Source organism: Brevundimonas sp. (assembly GCF_041648615.1).
GTDB lineage: Bacteria > Pseudomonadota > Alphaproteobacteria > Caulobacterales > Caulobacteraceae > Brevundimonas.
The window spans coordinates 155,848-175,714 of the sequence record NZ_JBAZOS010000001.1; the positions used below are offsets into that span (position 1 = coordinate 155,848).

22 protein-coding genes are annotated in these 19,867 nt (G+C 68.6%); 15 read left to right on the top strand and 7 right to left on the bottom strand.

Annotation, left to right across the window (positions count from 1 at the left end; genetic code table 11):
* Window positions 1-38 precede the first annotated feature (38 nt).
* A complete protein-coding gene (locus WC555_RS00755; protein ID WP_373250314.1) occupies window positions 39-767 on the top strand; it encodes a glycosyltransferase family 2 protein in 729 nt (242 codons plus the stop codon).
* A 119-nt stretch (window positions 768-886) separates the two neighbouring features.
* Window positions 887-1,315: a hypothetical protein gene (locus WC555_RS00760; protein ID WP_373250315.1), complete on the top strand. Its 429-nt coding sequence runs from the start codon at window positions 887-889 to the stop codon at window positions 1,313-1,315.
* Window positions 1,316-1,514: 199 nt separating this feature from the next.
* Here WC555_RS00760 and WC555_RS00765 read toward each other — a convergent pair whose 3' ends face one another.
* From WC555_RS00765 to WC555_RS00775, 3 genes are read right to left on the bottom strand one after another with little or no spacing between them, the layout of a single operon-like run.
* Window positions 1,515-1,865, bottom strand: coding sequence for a hypothetical protein (locus WC555_RS00765; protein WP_373250316.1), 351 nt, complete (start codon window positions 1,863-1,865; stop codon window positions 1,515-1,517).
* A 1-nt stretch (window position 1,866) separates the two neighbouring features.
* Window positions 1,867-2,481, bottom strand: a complete 615-nt coding sequence (phaR, locus tag WC555_RS00770) for a polyhydroxyalkanoate synthesis repressor PhaR (RefSeq protein ID WP_373250317.1) — start codon at window positions 2,479-2,481, stop codon at window positions 1,867-1,869.
* A 57-nt stretch (window positions 2,482-2,538) separates the two neighbouring features.
* Window positions 2,539-3,261 (bottom strand): hemolysin III family protein, encoded by a 723-nt coding sequence (locus WC555_RS00775; protein WP_373250318.1) that lies wholly within the window; start codon window positions 3,259-3,261, stop codon window positions 2,539-2,541.
* A gap of 217 nt (window positions 3,262-3,478) precedes the next feature.
* Between WC555_RS00775 and WC555_RS00780 the strand changes: the two genes are divergently transcribed.
* Window positions 3,479-4,657 carry an acetyl-CoA C-acetyltransferase gene (locus WC555_RS00780; RefSeq protein ID WP_373250319.1) on the top strand — a complete coding sequence of 393 codons (1,179 nt, stop codon included), beginning with the start codon at window positions 3,479-3,481 and terminating at the stop codon, window positions 4,655-4,657.
* A gap of 7 nt (window positions 4,658-4,664) precedes the next feature.
* Window positions 4,665-6,095 (top strand): FAD/NAD(P)-binding protein, encoded by a 1,431-nt coding sequence (locus tag WC555_RS00785; protein WP_373250320.1) that lies wholly within the window; start codon window positions 4,665-4,667, stop codon window positions 6,093-6,095.
* On the opposite strand, the gene WC555_RS00790 is transcribed toward WC555_RS00785, so the two are convergent.
* Complete coding sequence (locus tag WC555_RS00790; RefSeq protein ID WP_373250321.1) at window positions 6,003-7,094, bottom strand: YeiH family protein; 1,092 nt, start codon at window positions 7,092-7,094, stop codon at window positions 6,003-6,005. The genes WC555_RS00785 and WC555_RS00790 overlap by 93 nt on opposite strands.
* 39 nt (window positions 7,095-7,133) lie before the next feature.
* Complete coding sequence (glmM, locus tag WC555_RS00795; RefSeq protein ID WP_373250322.1) at window positions 7,134-8,498, bottom strand: phosphoglucosamine mutase; 1,365 nt, start codon at window positions 8,496-8,498, stop codon at window positions 7,134-7,136.
* Window positions 8,499-8,664: 166 nt separating this feature from the next.
* Between glmM and glmS the strand changes: the two genes are divergently transcribed.
* Together glmS and galU are read left to right on the top strand one after the other, a co-directional pair.
* Window positions 8,665-10,479, top strand: a complete 1,815-nt coding sequence (glmS, locus tag WC555_RS00800) for a glutamine--fructose-6-phosphate transaminase (isomerizing) (RefSeq protein WP_373250323.1) — start codon at window positions 8,665-8,667, stop codon at window positions 10,477-10,479.
* Window positions 10,480-10,534: 55 nt separating this feature from the next.
* Window positions 10,535-11,413, top strand: a complete 879-nt coding sequence (galU, locus tag WC555_RS00805; RefSeq protein ID WP_373250324.1) for a UTP--glucose-1-phosphate uridylyltransferase GalU — start codon at window positions 10,535-10,537, stop codon at window positions 11,411-11,413.
* A gap of 7 nt (window positions 11,414-11,420) precedes the next feature.
* On the opposite strand, the gene WC555_RS00810 is transcribed toward galU, so the two are convergent.
* Window positions 11,421-11,645 (bottom strand): hypothetical protein, encoded by a 225-nt coding sequence (locus WC555_RS00810; protein ID WP_373250325.1) that lies wholly within the window; start codon window positions 11,643-11,645, stop codon window positions 11,421-11,423.
* 36 nt (window positions 11,646-11,681) lie between these two features.
* Entirely contained in the window at window positions 11,682-12,425 is a 744-nt protein-coding gene (locus WC555_RS00815) for an alpha/beta fold hydrolase (RefSeq protein ID WP_373250326.1), read from the bottom strand.
* A gap of 70 nt (window positions 12,426-12,495) precedes the next feature.
* On the opposite strand from WC555_RS00815, the gene WC555_RS00820 reads away from it, so the two are divergent.
* From WC555_RS00820 to WC555_RS00860, 9 genes are all read left to right on the top strand, one after another.
* Window positions 12,496-13,467: a glycosyltransferase family 9 protein gene (locus tag WC555_RS00820; RefSeq protein WP_373250327.1), complete on the top strand. Its 972-nt coding sequence runs from the start codon at window positions 12,496-12,498 to the stop codon at window positions 13,465-13,467.
* A 123-nt stretch (window positions 13,468-13,590) separates the two neighbouring features.
* Window positions 13,591-14,112 (top strand): translation initiation factor IF-3, encoded by a 522-nt coding sequence (gene infC, locus WC555_RS00825; protein WP_055827440.1) that lies wholly within the window; start codon window positions 13,591-13,593, stop codon window positions 14,110-14,112.
* A gap of 190 nt (window positions 14,113-14,302) precedes the next feature.
* Window positions 14,303-16,192, top strand: coding sequence for an alpha/beta hydrolase family protein (locus WC555_RS00830; RefSeq protein ID WP_373250328.1), 1,890 nt, complete (start codon window positions 14,303-14,305; stop codon window positions 16,190-16,192).
* Between the two features lie 161 nt (window positions 16,193-16,353).
* The gene (rpmI, locus tag WC555_RS00835; protein ID WP_003166435.1) at window positions 16,354-16,551 is read left to right on the top strand and encodes a 50S ribosomal protein L35; all 198 of its coding nucleotides are present in this window, start codon (window positions 16,354-16,356) and stop codon (window positions 16,549-16,551) included.
* A gap of 54 nt (window positions 16,552-16,605) precedes the next feature.
* Window positions 16,606-16,965 (top strand): 50S ribosomal protein L20, encoded by a 360-nt coding sequence (gene rplT, locus WC555_RS00840; protein WP_373250329.1) that lies wholly within the window; start codon window positions 16,606-16,608, stop codon window positions 16,963-16,965.
* A gap of 142 nt (window positions 16,966-17,107) precedes the next feature.
* Entirely contained in the window at window positions 17,108-17,311 is a 204-nt protein-coding gene (locus WC555_RS00845) for a dodecin family protein (RefSeq protein ID WP_373250330.1), read from the top strand.
* A gap of 63 nt (window positions 17,312-17,374) precedes the next feature.
* Window positions 17,375-18,319 carry a polysaccharide deacetylase family protein gene (locus WC555_RS00850; RefSeq protein WP_373250331.1) on the top strand — a complete coding sequence of 315 codons (945 nt, stop codon included), beginning with the start codon at window positions 17,375-17,377 and terminating at the stop codon, window positions 18,317-18,319.
* 57 nt (window positions 18,320-18,376) lie between these two features.
* Window positions 18,377-19,453 carry a phenylalanine--tRNA ligase subunit alpha gene (gene pheS / locus WC555_RS00855; protein WP_373250332.1) on the top strand — a complete coding sequence of 359 codons (1,077 nt, stop codon included), beginning with the start codon at window positions 18,377-18,379 and terminating at the stop codon, window positions 19,451-19,453.
* Window positions 19,453-19,848, top strand: coding sequence for a hypothetical protein (locus WC555_RS00860; protein WP_373250333.1), 396 nt, complete (start codon window positions 19,453-19,455; stop codon window positions 19,846-19,848). Before pheS ends, WC555_RS00860 begins: the two co-directional genes overlap by 1 nt.
* Window positions 19,849-19,867: the final 19 nt, after the last annotated feature.

Consider the following 19,867-nt stretch of genomic DNA (forward strand, 5'->3'; position numbering starts at 1 on the left):
CTCTCCCGTCCGACGCCGAAACGGGCTAGAGAGCCGGGATGAACGAAACCATCCCCGACATCTCCGTGGTCGTCCCGGTCCACAACGAGGAAGGCGCCGCCGGTCCGCTGGCGCGCGAGATCGCCGCCGCCTTCGCCGGGCGGTCCTATGAGATGGTGTTCGTCGACGACGCCTCGCGCGACAACACCCTGGCGGAGCTGCGCGGGCTGATGGCCGAACTGCCGGCGCTGCGCGTGCTCGGCCACGCGTCGAACGCGGGACAGAGCCGGGCGGTGCGCACCGGCGTGCTGGCGGCGCGGGCGCCGATCGTGGTGACCCTGGACGGCGACGGCCAGAACCCGCCGGCCGACGCCCCCGGACTGGCCGATCTGCTGGCCTCGTCGCCGCCGTCGGTGGCCCTGGTCGGCGGCCGCCGGGCCAAACGCCAGGACTCCGCGGCCAAGCGCCAGGCCTCGCTGTGGGCCAACCGCATCCGCAGGAAGCTGCTCGGGGACGACGCCGACGACACCGGCTGCGGGCTCAAGGCCTTCCGCCGTGACGCCTTCCTGCGCCTGCCCTATTTCGATCACATCCACCGCTACCTGCCGGCCCTGATGATCCGCGAGGGCTACCAGAACCTCTATCTCGACGTCGATCACCGGCATCGCGAGACGGGCCAGTCGAAATACACCAACTGGGGGCGGCTGCTGGCGTCGCTGTCGGACCTGCTGGGCGTGATGTGGCTCAAGACGCGGTCGCGGCGGCCGGGCGCCGTCAGCGAGTTCTGAGCCGCTCGCCGCGCCCGGTCGCCCCCCGGGCGAACCGGCATGGCTGAACGGTTCGAACCGGGGTATGCAGGGTTAACAAGCGCGGCTGTTACGCCCGCCGTCCGACGATGGAGCCCGCGATGCTGATCGCCATCCCCCTGCTGATGATCCCGGTGATCCTGTACAATATCGTGGTCCTGACCGGCATGGTCGGCGGCGCCGGAGCCGTGGCCGCGGACGGAAGCCTCAGGGACGTGCTGTTCACCATTCCCATGGCCTCGGGCGCGGGATGGAGCATCGGCGTCGGCGACCTCATCCTGTTCCTGTCGCTGATCCTGCTGTTCTTCGAACTGCTGAAGTCGACCTCGAGCCAGAAGGTCGCGATCGTCAATCACGCCCTGTCGATGATCCTGTTCGTGATCTGCCTGGTCGAATTCCTGCTGATCAAGGGCTTCGCCACCTCGACCTTCTTCCTGATCGTGACGATGGTCATGCTGGACGTCCTGGCCGGCTTCATCGTCACCATCATCTCGGCCCGCAAGGACCTCGACTTCGCCAGCGGCGGCTGAGCGACATCCGGGCGCCGTGTTCTCCCTCCCTCAAGCGGGAGGGAGACGCCTAACCGCTACCGGTCTTCGGATCAGGAAAACGCCACGAAGATCAGCGCGACGACGGCGACATCGACGGTGCGGGTGATGAAGGTCAGCATGGCGGCGGTCCCGAACGAGGCTTGAAGACCTGTCGTTCAGCAAGGACCGTGCCGCCGGATCAGACGTCGGTGTCCTCGGCCTTGCCGGGGGGCGGACGGCGCTCTGCGGCGCCGGAGTATTTGGTTCCGAGGTAGGCCGAGCGGGCCGCATCCAGCACCGGCGGGCCGCCCTTCAGGCCGCGCCTCTGTCCGGTCTGGCCGATCATCTGGGCGGCGAAGGCGGCCGCCGACGCATCCGACGCGGGCGCCGGGGCAGATCTTGCCGGGGGCTCGGCCGGCTCGGGCGTGAATTCGGGGACGGTCAGGGCGCGCGACTCTGCGGCCGCCCGGCGTTCGGCGGCGCGGCGCTCGGCCGAGCGCCGGTCATCGCGGCGTTCGACGGGACCCACGGCGCGGATCTCGTCGCCCATCTCAGTCGCCCTTGGCGGGAGGCTTGGCCAGCTTGTCGATCTGGCTGCGCATCTCGTCCATCTGGCGGCGCATCTCCTCCAGCGGATCGGCGGCGGGGGCCGGCCGGGGCTCGGTCGCGGCCGAGGCCGCCGCCATGGCGCCCGGCGTCAGGGCGCCGAAGCCCGGCCACATCTTCATGGCGTCGCTGAACATGGACATGTTGCGCTTGACCGCCTCGTCGATCAGTCCGGCGCCCGGCGCGGCCCCGAAGGCCTTGGAGAACTGGCCGCGGATCTGCTCCTGCTGACGGCTGAAATTGTCCAGCGACATCTCCAGATAGCTGGGCAGAACCCCCTGCATCTGGCCGCCGTAGAAGCCGATCAGCTGACGCAGGAACTGCACCGGCAGCAGGGCCTCGCCCCGGCTTTCTTCCTCGAAGATGATCTGGGTCAGGATCTGTCGGGTGAGGTCGTCGTTGGTCTTGGCGTCATAGACGACGAATTCCGTCCCCTCGCGCACCATTTTCGCCAGGTCTTCCAGCGTCACATAGGCCGAGGTCGCCGTATTGTAGAGGCGGCGGTTGGCGTATTTCTTGATGACGACGGTTTCGCCGGCTCCGGACTTCCTGTCAGCCACGCGCGATCCTCGTTCCTGTTGCAACGTCGCACTATGCTGCGCTGCGGACGGGAATGTCTAGCCGACGCCCACGGCGGCGGCGGGGGCCAGGACGACGCCGACCAGCACCGCGGCCCAGTGGACGGTCGCGCCGGTGACGACGAAGCCATGCCAGATGGCGCGACGGAATTTCACCCGGGGGCTGATGAAGATGAACACCCCGGCGGTGTAGATCAGCCCGCCCAGCACCAGCAGGCCGAGGGCGATCGGGTGCACCGTGTCCATCATCGGCTTCAGGGCGATCACGGCCAGCCAGCCGAACAGGGCATAGACGCCGCTCCAGAAGGCGTCGGAAATTCGCGGCGCGACGAGTTTGGCCCCGACCCCGGCCAGGGCGATAGCCCAGACCAGAACGGTGAAGCCGATCGACCAGGCGCCTTCGAAACGCTGCGTCGTGAACGGCGTGTAGCTGCCGGCGATCATGAGGAAGATCGCCGCCTCGTCCAGCCGGCGCAGGATCGGCCGCGCGGCGCAGGGGCGGGTCTGGTTGTAGATGGTCGAGACCGCCAGCATGGCGACCAGGCACAGCGCATAGATGGCCGTGGCGGCCACGGCGCCGACGCCGGCGTAGAGCGCGGCGAGCACCGCCAGCACGATCCCGCCGACCGCGGCCAGGGTCAGGCCGACGACATGCACGACCAGGTCGGCGGTCTGTTCGGCGGGCGAGCGATAGTGCTCGGCCATATCCAGTTCGTCCGGCTCGCAGACCCTGACGAACACGTTTTTCAGTCGCATGAGCATGGCCCCATCAAGCCTTTCTCGCTCTCTTTGTTCCCGTCAATATGGGGCGGGCCGATGACCATGCGGTGAACGGCGCCGTTGCACGTGACGAAGGCGTCGGGATGCGGCAGAAACGCCACGACTCGTTTCCCGCGCCCTAACGCCCCCGACGGGCGTAGAGGTTTCGTTTTCCATGGCCCGGCGCTCCCCCGCGCGTGGCCGACCCGGAGGTTCGTCCATGTCCATTGACGTCGTCATCGTCTCCGCCGCCCGCACGCCGGTCGGGGCCTTCCTCGGCGGCCTGTCCAGCCTGCCGGCGTCGAAACTGGGCGAGATCGCCATCCGCGCCGCGCTCGAGCGGGCCGGGGTCGACGCCGGCGATGTGGACGAGGTCATCCTCGGCCATGTGCTGCAGGCGGCGGCGGGTCAGGGCCCGGCCCGGCAGGCGGCCATGGGCGCGGGCATTCCGAAGGAGACGGCCGCCTGGAGCCTGAACCAGATCTGCGGCTCGGGCCTGCGCGCCGTGGCCATCGGCGCCCAGCAGATCGCCCTCGGCGACGCGAGGATCGTCGTCGCCGGCGGTCAGGAGAGCATGAGCCAGGCGCCGCACGCCCAGCATCTGCGCACGGGCCAGAAGATGGGCGACCTGTCGCTGATCGACACCATGATCAGGGACGGGCTGTGGGACGCCTTCAACGGCTATCACATGGGCCAGACGGCCGAGAACGTGGCCGAGCAGTTCCAGATCACCCGCGCCGACCAGGACGCCTTCGCCGTGGCCAGCCAGCACAAGGCCGAGGCGGCCCAGAAGGCCGGCCGCTTCGACGACGAGATCGTCCCCGTCACCATCGCCTCCCGGAAGGGCGACGTGGTCGTCGACGCCGACGAATACGTCCGCCACGGCGCGACCCTCGAAGCGATGGAAAAGCTGCGGCCGGCCTTCAGCAAGGAGGGCTCCGTCACCGCCGCCAACGCCTCGGGCCTGAACGACGGCGCCGCGGCCCTGGTGCTGATGAGCGCCGACGAGGCGAAGGCGCGGGGTCTGGAGGTGCTGGCCCGGATCGTGTCCTCGGCCACGGCGGGCGTCGACCCGGCGGTCATGGGCACGGGTCCCATCCCGGCGTCGAGGAAGGCGCTGGAAAAGGCCGGCTGGACGGTCGCCGATCTCGACCTCGTCGAATCCAACGAGGCCTTCGCGGCCCAGAGCCTGTGCGTGCTGCGGGAACTCGGGCTCGACCCTGACAAGGTCAACGTCAACGGCGGAGCCATCGCCATCGGCCACCCCATCGGCGCCTCCGGCGCCCGCATCCTGACCACCCTGCTGCACGAGATGAAGCGGCGCGGCGCGAAGAAGGGTCTGGCCACCCTGTGCATCGGCGGCGGCATGGGCGTGGCCATGTGCGTCGAGCGAGACTGAGCCGGCGATGACCGCCCCGGCGGACGAGGCCGGAACCGTCCGGCGCGTCGCGATCGTCGGCGGCGGCTTCTCGGGCGCCATGCTGGCCGCCGGGCTGGCCGAGAACGGCGTCGCCTCGACCCTGATTGACCGGACCGGGGTCTTCGGTCCGGGCGTGGCCTATTCGACCGGGTTTGACGGCCACGTACTGAACGTCCGCTCCGGCCGGATGAGCGCGGTCGAGGGGCGGCCCGACGACTTCGTGCGCTGGCTGGAGGCGCACCACCCCGACGGCGCCGATCCGGAAGGCTTCGCGCCGCGCCGGCTGTACGGCCTCTATGTCGCGGACCGGCTGGCGGGGGCGGAGGCCGCCCATCCGGGCCTGATCACGCGGGTCGTGGGCGAGGCCGTCGCCCTGGCCGGACCGGTCGTATGCCTGTCGGACGGACGACGGATCGAGGCCGACGCCGTGGTCCTGGCCACCGGCAACCCGGCCCCGGACACCGCGGATTCACTCCGCGCGGACGGGCAGGACCGGCTGATCGGGGACCCCTGGCGGTCGGACGCCCTGGATCGTATCGGCCCGAACGACGATGTGGTCATTCTCGGCACGGGCCTGACCATGGTCGACTCGATCCTGTGGCTGCTGGCTCGCGGCTGGCGCGGAAGGGCGACGGCGCTGTCACGGCGGGGGTTGAGACCCCACGCCCACGGAGCCCGCCACGGCCCCCCGGTCACGCCCGGCGAGGCGCTGACAACGGGCCCGGTCTCGCGGCGGCTGGCCGAGGCCCGACGGCTGTCGGCGGAGAACGACTGGCGCGGCGTCATGGAGGGACTGCGCCCGGTCACCGCCGCCCTGTGGGTCGCCGCCGACGCCGCAACCCGCGCCCGTTTCCTCCGTCACCTGCGCCCATGGTGGGACGTCCACAGGCATCGCATCGCCGACAGCGTCGCCGTCAGCATGCGGAGGCTGGAAACCGAAGGCCGGCTGATGGTCTACGCCGGCCGCGTCCGCCGGGTTGAACAGACCGCCGACGGGATCGTGGTGGACTGGACGCCACGCCGGGGCAGGTCGCCCGCTTCTCTGACCGGTCGCTGGCTGATCGACTGCACGGGGCCGGGACACCATCCCGCGACCGATCCCTTGACGGGCCCGCTGATCGCATCAGGCCGGGCCCGGCTGGACCCCCTGAAGCTGGGGCTGGCCCTCGATGCGGAGGGCCGGGTCCTCGATGCGGACGGCGCGCCCGATCGTTCGCTGTTCGTCCTGGGTCCGCCGGCTCGCGCGGCCTTCTGGGAGACGGTCGCCGTGCCTGACATCCGCAAGCGGATCGCCGGCCTGGTCGGCACGCTGGCGGGGCCGGCCTCAGACGAGGGTGAGCAATCCGATCAGGCCGAGGGCCAGGCCGACCAGCGACAGCAGGGACAGGGTGACGACCGCGGCGATGCGAAGGCCTGAGCGGGCGATGGCGCGGGCGTCCGTGCTCAGGCCCAGGGCGGCCATCGAAATCAGCGTCAGGGCGGTCGCGGCCTGCGCCATCGCGGGCAGGGCGGGAGCGGGGATCAGGCCCAGCGATCGCGCGACCATCATCAGCAGGAAGCCGACGATGAACCACGGAACAAGCTGGCCGAGCGGGATTGGGCGTGACCGGGGGGCGCCATCCGTTTCCGGCGCGGGAACGCCCGTGTCCGGCTTGCGGCCCAGCGCGACGACGATCGCCAGAAACAGGCAGACCGGACCCAGCATCAGCACGCGGACCAGCTTGATCAGCGTCCCGGCCTGGGTCGCCACCGCGCCCACCGGCATGGTCGCGGCCAGCACCTGGGGCACGGCGTAGACGGTCAGGCCGGCGAGGACGCCGTAGTTCAGGTCGCCCATCCGCAGCGCCTCGCCCAGCAGCGGCAGAAGCAGCACGACCGCCACGCCCAGCACGGCGGTGAAGGCGATGGCGGCGGACACGTCCTCGGCGTCGGCGTCGATCACCGGCGCGACCGCCGCGATGGCGGAGTTGCCGCAGATGGCGTTGCCGCAGGCGATCAGCACCGCCATCCGGCGCGGCAGGCGCAGCAGTCGTCCGACGCCGTAGCTGACGGCCAGCGCCAGCACCACCACCACGGCCGTACCCGCCAGCAGGCCGGGGCCGATGGCCATCACCGTGGCGGCGCTGACCGAGGCGCCCAGCAGCACCACGGCGATCTCGAGCAAGGTGCGGGCGCTGAATTCCACGCCAGGGCGGAACGACGCCGGCGGCGTCCACACGCTTCGGATCGCCGCTCCGATCAGGATGGCCAGCACGATGGCGTCGATCCATCCCCGGCCGAACAGCCGCAGCTCCAGCGCCTGGGCGCCGACGGCCGCCAGGGTGATCGCCGCGCAGGCGATCAGGCCGGGAAACAGGGACAGGACGACCCCGACCGCACGCGACGGACCGGGCGCCGGGGGGCGGGCGGGAATCATGGGATGAGACTGCGCCGGGGACGCGTCCTGATCCATCGCTCAGTTCGGGGCCGGGCTACCCGCCGCCTTCACCGCCGCGACCACATCGGCCACCACCGATTTCACCAGCGCCGCGTCGTCGCCCTCGGCCATCACGCGGATCAGCTTCTCGGTTCCCGAGGGCCGCACCAGCAGGCGTCCGGCTCCGACCAGACGCGCCTCGGCGGCGGCGATGGCGGCCTTGACCCCGGCGTCCTGCAACGGCTTGCCCGCGGTGAACCGGACATTCTCCAGAAGCTGTGGCACCGGCTCGAACTGGCGGGCCAGGTCGCTCATGGCGCGGCCGCTTTCCACCAGCACCGCCAGCACCTGAAGCGCCGACATCAGGCCGTCTCCGGTCGTGGCGTAGTCGTGCAGGATGATGTGGCCGGACTGTTCGCCGCCGATGTTGAACCCGCCCTGGCGCATCCGCTCCATGACGTAGCGATCGCCGACCTGGGTCCGCTCCAGCGTCAGACCGGCTGCGTTCAGAGCGCGCTCCATCCCCAGATTGGACATGACGGTGGCCACCACGCCCCCGCCGACCAGCAGTCCGCGCTTCGCCCAGTCCAGAGCGACCATGGCCATGATCTGGTCGCCGTCGATGATCTGGCCCTTTTCGTCGCAGATGATGACGCGGTCCGCGTCGCCATCCAGGGCGATGCCGATGTGGGCCTTGTGGCGCCTGACGGCCTCGGCGAGCGTGTGCGGATGAGTCGAGCCGCAGTCGGCGTTGATGTTCAGACCGTTGGGCTCGACGCCCACGGCGAAGACCTCGGCGCCCAGCTCATACAGCGTCGTCGGCGCGACCTTGTAGCCGGCGCCGTTGGCGCAATCGATGGCGATGCGCAGGCCCTGAAGGCTCAGCCCCTTGGGGAAGCTGGCCTTGGCGATCTCGATATAGCGGGCCTGGGCGTCGTCGATGCGTTTGACCCGGCCCAGCTTGTCCGGCGGCGCCAGACCCTCGTCCAGGGCCTGATCCATCATGGATTCGATCTTCAGTTCGACCGCGTCCGACAGTTTGTAACCGTCGGGGCCGAACAGCTTGATGCCGTTGTCGAGATAGGCGTTGTGCGAAGCGGAGATCATCACCCCGATGTCGGCCCGCATCGACCGGGTCATCATCGCCACGCCGGGCGTCGGCAGCGGCCCGAAGGTCAGCACGTCCATGCCCGCCGAGGCGAAGCCGGCGACCAGCGCCGGTTCGATCATATAGCCCGACAGACGGGTGTCCTTGCCGATCACCACCAGGTGCCGGCGGTCGTCCGAGGACATGAACAGCCGCCCGGCCGCCAGCCCGACCCGCAGCGCCACTTCAGGCGTCATGGGATGGGAATTGGCGCGTCCACGGATGCCGTCGGTGCCGAAATAGCGTCTCTCGCCCAAGCGTCGTCTTCCTCTCGTCGCGGTCGCAGAAACCTTGCGAAACCGCTTTTTAGGTGCAAACCGGGGCGCCTGTCGCCTACATCGGCGCCAGACAGCCGGGCTCGGCTTAGACCGTTACCCGTCCGCGCGCAAAGCGCGGAAAGGCAGATTTCCGAGGGACTTATCCATGTGCGGCATCATCGGTGTGACGGGCGTCGGCCCGGCGGTTCCCCGTTTGATCGACAGCCTGAAGCGGCTGGAATACCGGGGGTATGACTCGGCGGGGGTCGCCGCGCTTGTGGACGGGCGCATCGAACGCCGTCGCGCCAAGGGCAAGATTCGCGAACTGGAAGCCGTGCTCGCCGCCGAGCCGCTGAACGCCACGATCGGCATCGGGCATACGCGCTGGGCTACGCACGGCGCGCCCACGACCGCCAACGCCCATCCGCACAAGGCCGGCCGCGTCGTGCTGGTCCACAACGGCATCATCGAGAATTTCGCCGAACTGAAGGCTGAACTGGCCAGGGACGGCCACGTGTTCGAGAGCCAGACCGACACCGAGGTGGTCGCCCACCTGCTGGATCGCGAACTGGGCCGCGGCAATGACCCGCTGGTCGCCTTCAAGACCGTTCTGGACCGTCTGACCGGCGCCTACGCACTGGCGGTGCTGATCGAGGGCGAGGACGGGCTGATCCTGGGCGCCCGCCGGGGCAGTCCGCTGGTCGTCGGTTGGGGCGAGGGCGAGATGTATCTGGGCTCAGACGCCCTGGCGGTCGGGCCGTTCACCCAGAAGATCAGCTATCTGGAAGAGGGCGACTATGTTGGCGTCGACCGGAACGGCGCCCGGATGTTCGACGTGAACGGCCTGGCCGTCACACGGCCGATCGTGCAGGTCTCGGCTTCATCGGCGCTGGTCGAGAAGGGCGAGTACCGGCACTTCATGGAGAAGGAAATCCATGAGCAGCCCGACAGCGTCCAGCATACCCTGTCGCACTACCTCGACTTCGTGAACGGCAAGGCCAAGACGGATTCCGCCGACTTCGCCAACGTCGACCGGCTTCAGATCGTGGCGTGTGGAACGGCCTTCTACGCCGGCCAGATCGGCCGATATGCGTTCGAGAAACTGGCCGGCCTGCCATGCGACGTCGAGATCGCGTCCGAATTCCGATACCGCAATCCGGCCTTGACGCCAGGCACGCTGGCCGTCGCCGTCAGCCAGTCGGGCGAGACCGCCGACACCCTGGCCAGCCTGTCGTGGTGCAAGGCCAATGGGCTGAAAACGGCCGCCCTGGTCAATGTCCACTCGTCCTCGATGGCGCGCGAGGCCGAGACTCTGTGGCCGACCCACGCGGGCCCCGAGATCGGCGTGGCCTCGACCAAGGCCTTCACCGCCCAGGTCGCCGCCTTGCTGGCCCTCGCCGTCGCGGCCGGCGTTCAGCGCGGCCATATCGACGCGGCGCGCGAGGCCGAACTGGTCAAGGCGCTGTTCGAAGCCCCGCGCCTGATCGCCGAGGCCATGCGGATGGAGGACGACCTGAAGGTCGTCGCCCACGATATCGCCAAGGCGACCGACGTCCTCTTCCTCGGCCGCGGCGCCATGTTCCCGCTGGCCATGGAGGGGGCGCTGAAGCTGAAGGAGATCAGCTACATTCACGCCGAGGGCTACGCCGCCGGCGAACTGAAGCACGGGCCGATCGCCCTCGTGGACGAATATACGCCGATCGTGGCGCTCGCCCCGCTGGACGAGGTGTTCGAAAAGACCGCCTCGAACCTGCAGGAGGTCGCGGCCCGCGGCGGGCCGGTGATCATGATCACGCCGAAGTCCGCGCCAGACCTGCACGGCGAAGGCATCCGCCGGGTGGACGCGCCGGAATGCCATTCGCTGATCGCGCCGCTGGTCTACGCCATACCGGTGCAGCTGCTGGCCTACTACACGGCTGTGCAGAAGGGCACCGACGTGGACCAGCCGCGCAATCTGGCCAAGTCCGTGACTGTCGAGTGATCGCATCGGGCCGCGAATGCGTTAGGCTGTCCGACCTCGCCGTTCAGGACCCCGCATGACCGCTCACACCCGCCGCCTCCGCAAGGCCGTCCTCCCCGTCGCCGGCCTCGGGACGCGCGTCCTGCCCGGCACCAAGACCACGCCCAAGGAACTGCTGAACGTCGTCGACCGGCCGATCCTGAGCTACATCGTGGAAGAGGCGCGCGAGGCCGGGATCGAGCACATCGTCTTCGTCACCGGCCGGTCCAAGGGGGCCATCGAGGACTATTTCGATCATCAGATCGAGCTCGAGGCCCAGCTTCTGGCCAAGGGCAAGACCGAGATCCTCGACGCCATGATCGCCGAGCTGGCGACGGCCGGCGAAATGAGCTTCACGCGGCAGATGCAGCCGCTGGGTCTGGGCCATGCGGTCTGGTGCGCCCGCGACATCATCGGCGACGAACCCTTCGCGGTCCTGCTGCCGGATGTGATCGTGGACTCCCAGCCGGGCGCCCTGAAACAGCTGGCCGATGTCTATGCCGAGGTCGGCGGCAACGTCATCGGCGTCGAAGCCGTGCCGGAGACCGAAACCCACAAATACGGCATCGTCGACCCCGAGAACCGGGACGGCCGCCACATCCGTATGAAGGGAATGGTCGAAAAGCCGCCGCGCGGCGAGGCGCCCTCGAACCTGTCGATCTCCGGGCGCTACATCCTGCAGCCGGAGATTTTCGGCATTCTGGAAAACCAGCCCCGGGGCGCGGGCGGCGAGATTCAGCTCACCGACGGCATGGCGCGGCTGATGAAGGACCAGGCCTTCACGGCGGTCGAATACGAGGGCGTCACCCACGACTGCGGCGACAAGATCGGCCTGCTGCGCGCCAACGTGGCCCTGGCTCTGAAGCGCCCGGACCTGGGCGAGGCGGCGAGGGCGGCGATCACCGCCCTGCTGTAAGCTCGCTTCAGCCGCCGCTGGTCAGCCGCGAGGCGCCGCCTGTGATCCTGCAGACATTGTCGGTCTGGGGCCGGCCCGTCTGCTGGCCGGTTGGGGACAGGATGCCGCCGCGGGCGGTGCAGTCCGCGGTCAGGCGCTCCAGTTCACTGGTGTAGCGGTCCCCGCCGGTTGTCGGGGCGCAAGCCGTCGCGGCCAGCAGGACGACAGGGGCGATGAAGGTCAGGACGCGCATGGGACTCTCCTTGCAATGCGTACCGCAGTTAAGCGCTCAACGCCGTCTCCGTTCAATCGCTTCCGTCAGCCGCGCCAGGTCCGTGGGGCTCGACAGCCGGTGGTCGCCGCCCTCGATCAGGTCCAGATGGACATCGCCACCGGTCAGCCGTTCGATCAGGGCGGCGGCGTGTCGCCAGGGCACGACCGCGTCCGCCCGGCCCTGGAGAATGTGCACCGGCGCTGCGATCGGGATGGCGGCGTCCAGCAACAGCCAGTCGCGCGCTTCCTCGAACATCGCGAGGGTCAGCACATATTCGCCCAGGCCGTCCTCGACGATCGCGACTTCTCCGTCGCGCAGGATGGCCTGCCGCTCATGATCCGCCAGGCCAGGCCACATCAGCTGTTCCGTGAAGTCATGGGCGGGATTGACCAATATCAGCCCCGCGATCCGGTCAGGCCGCGCCAGCGCCAGCAGCAGGGCGATCCAGCCGCCCATCGACGAGCCGACCGGAATGACCGGCCCCTCCAGGCTGTCGATCAGGGCGATCGCGTCCTCGCGCCAGCGGCCGATGGTGGCGCGGCGCCAGTCGCCGGTCGATTGTCCGTGGGCGAAATGATCGTAGCGCACGTAGCTCCAGCCGGCCTCGCGCGCCGCCGCATCCAGCGCCAGGGCCTTGGTTCCCTCCATGTCGGAACGGAAGCCGCCGATCCAGACGACGGTGGGGCCTTCTCCCCCGACCTGCCGGAAGGCGAGGGTCTCGCCGTCGGGCCGCTGCAGCCGCTGGATGCCGTCTGTCATGGTCCGCCTCTCGCGAAAATCGTCGCAGACTGATAGCGAACGCGACCTGATGAAGCGAAGGCCAAAGCGCGTGCCCGATCCGAAGACCGCCCCCAGGGTCCTGTTCGTGACCTCCAACCGCATCGGCGACTGCGTCATCTCCTCGGGCGTGATCCGCGAGATTGGCAGGCAGCTGCCCGGAGCCCGGATCACGGTCGCCAGCGGGCGACCGCCCGCCCCGCTGTTCCGGGCGGCTCCGGGCGTCGAGCGGGTCGTCATCCTCGACAAGAAGAAGTTCGCCGGTCACTGGCTCGATCTGTGGAAGCAGACGGTCGGAACGCGCTGGGACCTCGTCATCGACATCCGCGGCTCGGCCCTCAGCTATCTGATCCCGGCCAGGCGGCGGGTGGTCTACAATCGCTCGTGGGAGACCGGTGTGCGCAAGGTCGAGATGGTCTCTCGCCTGATGGGCGCGACAGCCCCGCTGGCCCCCGAAATCTTCCTCGATGACCGGGCCCGGGCCGAGGCGGCCGCCGTGATCGACCCCCAGCTGGCGACAGCGCCCGGACCCATCATCGCCCTGGCGCCGATCGCGCACCAGCCGGGCAAGAGCTGGCCCGCCGACCGCTGGGGGGCGCTGGTCGAGATGATGAAGGCCGACGCCCGGTTCGACGGCTGGCGCTTCATGCTGGTGGGCGGCCCCGGCGATCATCCGCCCGCGGCCCCCGCCCTGGCGGCGGCGGGCGAGCGCGGCATCGACTTCGTCGGCAGGGGCGACATCCTGGCGTCCGCGGCCGCGATCGACCGCGCCGCCCTGTTCGTCGGCAACGATTCCGGCCTCATGCATGTGGCGGCGGCGGCGGGCCGGCCGACCCTGGGCCTGTTCGGCCCGACCGAGTGGTGGCTGTACGGGCCGTGGGGGCCGAAGACCCGCACCGCGGCCTCCAACGAGACCCGGGGCGAGTTCGCGCCGATCGAGGCGCTGACCACCCGGCGTGTCTTCGACGCCGTGATTGAGCTTCATGCGACCTTCATCGGACCGGACGGCCCCGCCGAACCTTGAAGAGACGGGCGTTCGCGGTCATATAGAGCCGCTGGAGGGGAGCGCGGCGGGATGTCGCGCGCTCCGACCTGTCAGAACGCTACTTTTTTCCCACGCAAGGAACCGACGCTCATTCGCCGTCCGATGAACCAGCCGCCCGTCAAGGACGGGCCCCCCATGAACCAGGATATCCGCGCGCCGCGCGTTCTGCTGATTGATCAGAACGGCGAAAAGCAGGGCGTCATGCCGACGTCCGCCGCGCTGGAAGCCGCCGAAGAGGCCGGCATGGACCTGGTTCAGATCGTCTCGACGTCAGAGCCGCCGGTCTGCAAGATCCTCGACTACGGCAAATTCCGCTTCCAGGAGCAGAAGAAGAAGGCCGAGGCGCGCAAGCGTCAGAAGGTCGTCGAGCTGAAAGAGATCAAGCTCCGCCCGAACATCGACGTCCACGACTATGAGGTGAAGGCCAAGGCCATGCACCGCTTCTTCGACGAGGGCGACAAGGTCAAGGTGACGCTGCGCTTCCGCGGCCGTGAAATGGCTCACCCGGAACTGGGCATGAAGCTGTTGAACAAGGTGCAGGCCGATTTCGACGAGATCGCCAAGGTCGAGTACGCGCCGCGTATGGAAGGCCGCCAGATGATCATGATCCTCGCGCCGAAATAGGCCGCGGCGATTTTCAGACCTCCGAACGCCCCGACCGGAAACGGCCGGGGCGTTTTCGCTTGTCCGCCTCAAGGTCGGGACAGGGTTGCGCTTGCAGCCCCGTCATCTCCGCTTCTATGTATGCGAGTACAGGGGCGGGGGCCGCACGATGACTATTCGACACACAGTGTCTGCGCTGGCCGCGGCGGGCATGATTCTGTCAGCCGGGGCGATCCAGGCCCAGGACGTCGCGCCGCTGGAGGCCTACGGGGCCCTGCCCGCGCATGAGCTGGTCGAGGTCTCGCCCAGCGGCGACCGCCTGGCCTACATCACCGTCGTCGGTGAGGAGCGCGCCCTGGTCATCAACGACCTGAGCGACATGAGCCTGATCGGCGGCGTGCGCGCCGGGCCGGTCAAGGTGAGGGATATCGGGTGGGTCGGCGAGGACCACGTCTATATCTACAGCACCGCCACCCAGGTCGGGGCCTCCATTGGCCTGAGGCGATCCGAGCTGGCCGATGCGTCCATCTACGAGATTCCCACGCGGCGGGTGTCGCTGGCCCTCAACCATACGCCCGGCGTCTTCGCCAAGGTGTTCGGTTCGCCGATGGTGCGCACCATCGATGGCGAACCCTCGCTGATCGTCGTCGGCCAGGGCCGGGAGGGGGCGGGCCTTTTCAACATCAACCTTTCAACGGGCGTCGGCGAGGAACACGTCGATCCCGACCGGAAGGGCCCTCCGTCCCTGCTGGACGTCGATGGTCAGCCGGTGGCGCGCGTCCTCTATGACGGCGATACCTGGGAGCTCCAGGCCTGGCGTTCCGGCTTCTGGCGCACGATGTGGCGTACAGACGCGAAGATCGACACCCCCGAACTGGCCGGCTTCGGTCAGACCACCGGCAGTGTCGTCCTGAACGGACGGATCGATGGACGCGAGCAAGGCTTCTACGCCGTGGATCTCGCCACCGGAGCCGTTTCGGACCTGCCGTTCGAAGGCCGGCCCACCAGCCTCATCCATCATCCCCGGACCAAACTGCTGATCGGCGCGCAGACGGTGGGCGACGACGACGCGCTGACCTGGCAGTTCCTTGATCCCCAGGCGGAACGCGCATGGCGGTCGGTGCAGGCCGCGTTTCGCGGCAAACAGCTGAGCCTGAGATCGTGGTCCGACGACATGCGCCAGATCGTCGTCTTCACCCAGGGGGCGGGCGACGCCGGCACCTATCAACTGGTGGACCTGGACCGCCGGACGGCGGAGATCGCCGGCGAGGCCTACCCCGACATCACCGGCTCCCGCGTGGGGGAGGTGCGGTCGATCAGCTATTCGGCCGCCGACGGCATGCGCATTCCCGGCTACCTGACCCTGCCGCCCGGCGTGACTGACCCGAAGGGACTGCCGCTGATCGTGTTCCCGCACGGTGGACCGGCGTCCCGGGACTATATGGGGTTCGACTGGTGGGCGCAGGCCATGGCGTCGCGCGGCTATGCGGTGCTGCAGCCCAATTTCCGCGGTTCGGACGGCTTGGGCACGGCCCATCTGGAAGCGGGCTATGGCGAGTGGGGCCGCAAGATGCAGACCGACCTGTCGGACGGCGTGCGCTGGCTGGCCTCGGAAGGGATCATCGATCCCGCCCGGGTCTGCATCGTCGGGGCCAGCTACGGCGGCTATTCGGCGATGGCCGGACCGACGCTCGATCCCGGCGTCTATCGTTGCGCCGTCGCCGTCGCCGGCGTTTCGGATTTGCGACGCATGGTGCAGTGGGCGGCCGAGCAGGGCGGGCGGCGCGACTCGCCGGTGGTGCGCTACTGGAACCGGTTCATGGGAGCCGACCGGTTGGGCGACCGCGATCTTGACCAGACGTCGCCGGCGGCCCAGGCGGCCCGGGCCGATGCGCCGATCATGATGTTGCACGGTCGCGACGATACGGTGGTGCCCTTTGAGCAAAGCCGCCTTTTCGCCGAGGCCCTGCGCCGTGCGGGCAAGCCCTACGAACTGGTCGAATTGCCCAGCGAGGATCACTGGCTGTCCCGCGCCGCCACGCGCCGCTGGATGCTGGCTGAAACCGTCCGCTTCCTTGAGCAGCATAATCCGCCACGATGACCGTGCGCCTTGCGTTTGTCCGCTGTCTGGCCTAGAAGCCGCGCCTTCGCGTACCGAACCGCCGGGCTAAAAGGCATGCCTGGGCGGTTCTCATCAGGGTTTCCAATCCGACGGCTCGCAAGGCCTGACGAAACGGCAACCCACTCAAAAAGAGAGTGAAAATGCCCAAACTGAAGACAAAGTCTGGCGCCAAGAAGCGCTTCAAATTCACGGCGACTGGCAAGGTCAAGGCCGGCGTGGCAGGCAAGCGGCACCGCTTGATCAGCCACAACAGCAAATACATCCGCCAGAACCGCGGCACCTCGGTCATGGCCGACGCCGACGCCAAGAAGATCAAGTCCTACATGCCGTACGCCTGATCGGCGCGCAGCATATCGACCTGATCTCCACACTGAATTTGAAAGGATAGCGACATGGCTCGCGTCAAACGGGGCGTAGTTTCACACGCCAGACACAAGAAGGTTCTCAAGCAGGCCAAGGGTTTCTACGGCCGCCGCAAGAACACCATCCGCACCGCCAAGGCCGCGGTTGATCGCGCCGGCCAATACGCCTACCGCGACCGCCGCAACAAGAAGCGCTCGTTCCGCGCCCTGTGGATCCAGCGCATCAACGCCGCCGCGCGTCTGGAAGGCTTCACCTATTCGCAGTTCATGCACGGCCTCGGCGAGGCCGGCATCGAGCTGGACCGCAAGGTCCTGTCCGCGATGGCCGCTGACGAAGCCGCCTTCAAGGCCGTGGCCGACAAGGTCCGGGACGCCCTGAAGACCGCCTGATCGCGGTCTGACCTACAGCTTCGAAACGCCCGCTCCGGTCTCCGGGGCGGGCGTTTTCGTTTGCGTCGCGCAACCGGCGGCGGGCCGGCCCGTTCAGGAAGCGTCGCCGTGATCCGGCGTCCCCCGCACCCAGGAGTCGCCCATGTCTGTCGCCAAGGTCACCGAGATCAGCTCTTCCTCGTCCATCAGTTTCGAAGACGCGCTGAAGAAGGGCATCGCCCGCGCTGACAAGACGCTGAAGAATGTCGAGGGCGCCTGGGTCCAGGAGCAGAAGGTCATCGTCAAGGGCGGCGAGATCGTCGAATACCGGGTCAATATGAAGGTGACCTTCGTCCTCAACGACTGAGCGCCGGCTGCCCGGATCGGGCAGGCGTTGCCGTAACAGGGGGCGGGTGGCTAGGGTCGGGCCATGACCCCGCGCCCGCTCCTTGTCGCCGCCGTTCTGGTCTGCCTCGCCGGGCCCGCCGCCGCGCAGCGGCGCGCCGTCGCGGTGACCTTCGACGACCTGCCCTATCAGGCCGCCGACGCGGTGCTGTGCGATCCGGCCCAGGCCATGGCCCTGACGGAGGATTTCGTCGCCATGCTGAGGCCGCTGGACACGCGGGCGGCCGTCTTCGTCAATGAGGGCAAGGTGTGCGAGGCGCGCCGCGCCGACCTGCTGCCCGCCCTGCTGAACGTCTGGCTCGACGCCGGGCTGGACATGGGCAACCACACCTTCAGCCACATCAACATTCACCGGAACACGGTCGAGGCGTATCTGGCCGACGTCGACCAGGGCGCGCCGGCGACCCGCGCCGCGCTCGAGGCGCGGGGCCGGTCGCTGGTCTTCTATCGCCATCCCTATCTGTTCACCGGCGAGACGGCCGGGAAGAAGGCCGCCATCGCCACCGGTCTGGCGGAGCGGGGCTATACGGTCGCGCCGGTGACGATCGACAACAACGACTGGATGTTCGCCGCCCTGTACCGCGACGCCGAAGCCGCCGGCGACGAGGCGCTGCAGACCCGGATCGGCGAGTCCTATGTGGCCCATATGGCCGCCGTGCTGGATCACTGGGAGCCCTACAGCGCCGAACTGACCGGCGGTCGCGAGCCGGCGCAGGTGCTGCTGTTGCATGCCCATACGCTGAACCGCGACTGGTATCCGCGCATCCACGCCCTCTATCAGGCGCGGGGCTATCGGTTCGTGACGCTGGAGGAGGCGCTGACCGATCCGGTCTACAGCCACGCCGACGACTATGTGCGGGCCAATGGCGTGTCCTGGCTGCATCGCTGGACCTTCACCGAGGGCAGGCCGATCCGCTGGGAGCCCGACCCGCCGCCGTGGATCGTCGAGGCCTATGAGGCGCGGAACTGATCAAGCGACGCCGGACCGGGTGACGAAACCGCTCCGGCCCGCTAGACGACTGCCACCATGACCGATCTCGCCCAACTCGAACTCGACCTGATCAACGCCATCGGCGGCGCGGAGACCGCCGCGGCGGTCGAGGAACTGCGCGTCGCGGCCCTCGGCAAGTCCGGCTCCATCTCCGGCCTGCTCAAGGGCATGGGGGCGCTGAGCCCCGACGAACGACGCGAGCAGGGGCCGATGATCAACGGCCTTCGTGATCGCGTGTCCGCGGCGCTCGCCGCCCGCAAGGCCGAGCTGGAAGCCGCCGAACTCGATATCCGCCTCAACGCCGAGCGCATCGACCTGACCCTGCCGGCCCGACCGCGCCGCAAGGGGTCGGTGCACCCGACCATGCAGGTGATGGACGAGATGATCGCCCTGTTCGCCGACATGGGCTTCGCCGTCGCCGAAGGCCCGGACATCGAGGACGATTTCCACAATTTCACCGCCCTCAACTTCCCGCCCAAACACCCGGCGCGGGAGATGCACGACACCTTCTTCCTCAGGCCCGACCCGGAGACCGGGGAGCGCAAGGTGCTGCGCACCCACACCAGCCCGGTGCAGGTGCGCACCATGATGACGCAGAAGCCGCCGATCCGGATCATCGCCCCGGGCCGGACCTTCCGTAAGGATTCCGACGCCACCCACACGCCGATGTTCCATCAGGTCGAGGGGCTGGTCATCGATCGCGACATCCACATGGGCCACCTGAAGTGGACGCTGGAGACCTTCGTCGCCCGCTTCTTCGAGGTGGACGGCGTCGATGCGCGCTTCCGCCCGCACCATTTCCCCTTCACCGAGCCGTCCGCCGAAATGGACATTCGCTGCGACCGCTCGGGCGGCGAGCTGAAGCTGAACACCGGCGACAGCTGGATGGAGATCCTCGGCTGCGGGATGGTGCACCCCAATGTGCTGCGCAACTGCGGCATCGACCCGGACGAATACCAGGGCTTCGCCTTCGGCATGGGCGTGGACCGCCTCGCCATGCTCAAATACGGCATCCCCGACCTGCGCCCCATGTTCGACGCCGACACCCGGTGGCTGGCCCACTACGGTTTCTCGGCCTTCGCCGCCCCCAACACCGCAAGCGGACTGTCCTGATGACCGACCAGCCCTTCTCCCCCACGGCGACGTCACGCACGCTGGACCCGCTCGCCAAGGCGTTCACCGGCGCCACTTTCAGCCTGTTCGATCTCTACCGCGCCAGCATCCAGGCCGGCGGCGGGGTGATGATCGAGGGCCGAGCCTTCACGGATTGCGTCATCGAGGGGCCGGCGCTGATGCTGGTCCTGGAAGGCGTCCATTTCGAGAGCACCAATTTCGGCCCGACCGGCGGCGACATGCGCAACATGCTGTTCCAGCCGTTGGGCAATGTGGGGATCGGAGCCATTCCGGTGCGCAACTGCACCTTCACGCGGTGCCAGTTCCAGACGCTCGGGATCACCGGCAACGAAACCCTGCTCAAGATGCTGATCGAACAGGTCCCCGTCGGCTAATGGCCAGAACTGAAATCGA